General features: G+C 40.9%; 3 protein-coding genes. All 3 read right to left on the minus strand.

Annotation, left to right across the window (positions count from 1 at the left end):
• A partial coding sequence (locus tag G5B11_RS18190; RefSeq protein ID WP_173729274.1) for a recombinase family protein occupies positions 1-1,274 on the minus strand: 1,274 nt, incomplete at its 3' end.
• Positions 1,271-2,962 carry a recombinase family protein gene (locus G5B11_RS18195; RefSeq protein ID WP_161286410.1) on the minus strand — a complete coding sequence of 564 codons (1,692 nt, stop codon included), beginning with the start codon at positions 2,960-2,962 and terminating at the stop codon, positions 1,271-1,273. The genes G5B11_RS18190 and G5B11_RS18195, both read right to left, overlap by 4 nt.
• A 1-nt stretch (position 2,963) precedes the next feature.
• Positions 2,964-4,555 (minus strand): recombinase family protein (locus G5B11_RS18200; protein WP_173729275.1); only part of this gene is annotated, 1,592 nt, incomplete at its 5' end.

Genomic DNA, 4,555 nt, shown 5'->3' on the forward strand with positions numbered 1-4,555 from the left:
TCCGAGGTCAACTGTCGGCTCTGTTTTTGCAATTCTGCGGTATTGATCTCTTTGTCGTCGCATTGCCTGTTGGAAGATACTTTCTTTTCTTTTTCCAACATTGACGCTGCATACTGATGAACAAGCCCAAGGATATTCTCCTCCAACGGTTCCCGCCGGATCACCAGACTTCGACACACAGGATCTCCATTGGTTCGGGCATCTGAACATTTCAGCAAATGCTCTGTTTCTTTTAGCAGAGAATGCCCGCAGTTAGCACATAGCAACAATGCCGGCTGTTTTTTACGTCTTTCCAGAGTAAAATTGGTACGTGATTCCGCAACACTTCTCTTCTTTTTCGGATGCATTTCATTTGCTTTTTCAAACAATGCCCTGTCTATAATTGCCGTATGATGATTTTCCAGGCGAACCCATTCTGTTTCATCATTCAGAACTGCTTTATGACCGGTATGCATACTGCAACGTGTTTTTCCCCAGATTCTGGTTCCAATATAAATCTCATCCCGGACAATTGCCGCTACTGTCGTAGGGCTCCAGTGTTTCTTTTTGATCGTGTCAAACCTCTGGAACTGCACCTGATCCCCTCTTGATAATTTATGCTCATCACAAGTGGCAATCGCCTGTCCGTTCAATTCCCTTGTAATATCCGCAAAACTTGTTCCTTCCGCTGCCATCCGAAAAATCATTTTCACGACTTTTGCAGCCTCTGGATCTACTTCCAGCCTTCCATCTTTTCCTTTTTTATAGCCATATCTGGCATTTACCGGAAGGCGTGTACCATTTCTCGTTCTTGTCTGCAATGCTGATGAAATTTTCTTGGACAAATCCAGGCTATACATATTGTATACCAGATTCTGCAATGCTACATTCATTCCACCAGTCATTCCGCTACTTGCTGCACTGTCATAGCTGTCATTAATCGAAATAAATCGAATCTGTAGAAGTGGAAAAATATATTCAATATAAAATCCAACTTCCAAATAGTCTCTTCCAAATCTGGAAAAGTCTTTCACAACTACACAGCCGATTTCTCCGCTTTTCATGTCATCCTGCAGCTGTTGAAATCCCTGCCTTTTAAAATGAGTACCGCTGACACCGTCATCCACATATTCCAGAATATCCGACTCAACTACACCCAGCTCATCAATTACAAATGATTTTAACAGAATTCTCTGAGAAGTTACACTGTCGCTCTCTTTTTTGGCTCTGCCATCTACATTGTCATCTTCTGCAGACAAACGGATGTAAACAGCTGTTTTTCTAAGATCTGTCATCTTGACTGCGCCTCCTTCTCTTTCTTTAGTTTCTGTAAATCTGCAAACTGATCGTCATATACCAGCTTGATCTCATAATCATACTTACCATGGATAATAATTGAATCCACAAAGGCATCTGCCATTTCTTTTGTCAGCTTACGCTTTGACATATAAGTATGTATCACATTTCCCCAGCCTTCTTCAATGTGGTAATCCTGGGAATACCGAACCTGTGCCGCCAATACTGTGTCCAGACGGCTCTTGATATTCTCAATTTCATTGGAATAGATCCGAGAAAACTGTATGTATTCTTCTTCTGTAATCAAACGTTCGGAATAGTCTTCATATAAATCCGATTTACGCTTACTGATACGGCTTAGTTCCCGTCGAAGTTTTCCCACCTCTTTATCCAAAAGCAGGTACTGTGTCTGATTTTTGGAAGCTGCATTCATTTTCTGAATCATTTTTTCTGTATCCAATACGGTTTTCATATGCGTTTGGATCAGGCGAAGAACATCGTCATCCACATATTCTTTTCTGACTCTGTGCCCTTTGCATTGCTTTCCTCCGGATTTATGGTTAGTATTGGCTCCGCAGATATAAAAGAATGTGCCATTTCTTTCTCTGGACAACGTCATGCGGTTGCCACAGCCTCCGCACCATATCTTTCCTGTATAGAAATTATGGTTTCGAATAGCCCCATTGTTCTGCTGATGTTTCTTCTTATAAGCTTCCGTATATTCCTGGATTTTAGATTGTACCTGTTGAAACAACTCTCTATCTATAATCCCTTCATGCGTGTTCTCCACATGCACCCATTCACTCTCTGGTCGATTTCTCTGTTTATTTCCCTGGAAAACACTTTGCTGATATTTTCCAAATACAGAATCACCTGTGCAATGAACATCCTGAAGAACTCGTTTCACTTCATAATTGTTCCAGGGTTTTGACTCCGGAAGCGGCTTCTCACCGGTTTTATAGAATTTTCTCTGTAAAGTCGGCGATAAAACTCCATCTTTATTGAGCTGTCTTGCAATATCACTATAGTTCCTGCCATCCATATACATAGAAAATATACTTTTCAAATGTTCTGCAGCTTCTTCATCAACGATCAGCTGATGATGGTCTTCTTCTGACTTTCTGTAACCATACGGTTCCCAGGCACTTGTAAATTTTCCTTTTTTCCAAAGAGCTTTTTTTGCGCTGCTGCTCTTTTTGGCAAGGTCTTTCGAATAGAACTCATTGATAATATTCTTCAGTGGAACTGTAAGATCCACACCCTCTCTGAAGGAATCGAAATCATCTGTCACAGCCAGGAATCTTACATGAAAAAACGGAAATACTCGTTCAATATAGTTGCTGGTTTCGACATAATTTCTTCCAAGTCTGGACAAATCTTTTACAATAACACAATTGATTTTTCCATGCTTGATATCTTCCATCATCTGTACGAATCCAGGACGGTCAAAATTTGTACCTGAATAGTCTGAGTCCTTATAAACTTCCGCAACCGAAATATCTTCCGTATCTGCTACAAAGTTTTTCATCAATTCCACCTGGGTTTCTATCGTCCCTCTTTCTAATGTTTCTTCTGTTTCCATTGAAATTCTGGCATACAATCCTGCCCGGAATGGTCTTCTCACCTCTGTCTGGACGGTTGCACTGCCGACTACTTCCGGAATGTTTTTCCTACTCTTTCGTGCCATTTTATACAACCTCCTTTACCTTGACCTGCAGATTATTATCATCATCTACTACCGTATCAACTCCCATAGCCGGTAATTGATTCAGCAATGTCTGATAACAATCATCAAAATCAAAAGTGATCTCTATATTCTTTTTATCATATACTCTGATTTTCCTGATCAGTTCTACCACCACTGTGCGGGACAGTTCTTCAATATCCTGATATTTCACAAAATAATCCAGCCAGGTATTGGCATTGTCTGCTTTTTCCAGCTCACTATCCATTTCTTTCTGGATTGCACGGATACTCTCTTCCGCATTTCTAAGCCTCTTTCCATAGGCTGCATGAAGCTCTACATAGTCTTCTTTTGATACAATGCCCTCTTTCATATCCGAATAGAGCATCATCCGTAACTCCTTACAACGTTCTGTCTCCTGTTTTTTCTTCTCCAGCCTGTCCTGCAGCTTCTTCATATTGATCTCCTGAAATGGCACAGTACCAACAAATTCCAGGACTCTTTTCAGGTGCAGGATATTCTGGATATGCTGTTTCAGCATCACCAGTACGGCATCTTCCAGATCCTTTTCCGGTATTCTATGACTAGAACAGCGTTTTGTTTCTTTATTTGCGGAACATAGATAATAAGCATATTTTTTCCCTGCCACAGTAGAAACCTTTCTTGTCATAGGTGCACCACAATCCGCACATACAGCAATTCCGGATAACAGATATACTTGCTTTTGGTCAGGCGAAGTACGTGTATCCATGCCCAGAAGTCTCTGAACAATTTCAAAATCACGGTCACTCACCAATGGCTCATGATTTTTCTCAATCCGGATCCAGTCATCTTCCGGTTTCACATAAGTCTGCTTCACTTTATGGTTCGGTGTCGTCCTTTTTCCCTGCACAAGGTTTCCGATATAAACCTCGTTTTCCAGTATCCTGCGGACGGTAACGGAACTCCAAAGTGCCTGTTCTTTCTGCCGGAAGCCTGTTTCATAACGACTGCCGTTGCTGATTTTATACTCAAATGGGGAAAGAATACCCAGTTCATTTAAACGATTAGCGATCGCATCCTGACTCATTCCCTGCAGCTTCATCTTAAAAATATCCTGTACTACACTGCCTGCAGATGGATCAATCTCTAATTTATGCTTATCTGTCTTTGTCTTCCTGTATCCAAAAGCTACAAACGGAGTCACACACTCACCTTTTTTCCTCTTAATCTCAAGATTACTCCTGATCTTAATAGAAATGTCACGGCAATAAGCATCATTGATTAAATTCTTAAATGGGATAATAATTTCGTCTGCCTGATTCTTTCCCTTGAGACTGTCATAATTGTCATTGATGGCAATAAAACGCACACCAAGAGCCGGGAATAATCTCTCGATATACTTCCCGGAATCAATATATTCCCTTCCAAATCGTGATAAATCTTTTACCACTACGCAGTCTACAATCCCACGCCGGATATCTTCCAGCATTGCCTGGAATGCAGGACGATCAAAATTAGAGCCTGAGTAGCCATCATCAACTCGGACTGAAACAACTTCTATATCTTTTTTGTCTTTCAGGAAATCCAGAATCAAAGCTTTCTGGTTAGAAATGC

The sequence above is a fragment of the Blautia glucerasea genome (genome assembly GCF_013304385.1).
GTDB classification, from domain to species: Bacteria; Bacillota; Clostridia; order Lachnospirales; family Lachnospiraceae; genus Blautia_A; species Blautia_A ammoniilytica.

Excerpts from the sequence above, each read along its gene's own strand:
- G5B11_RS18195 (WP_161286410.1), bottom strand. The coding sequence starts at position 2,962 with ATGGCACGAAAGAGTAGGAAAAACATTCCGGAAGTAGTCGGCAGTGCA.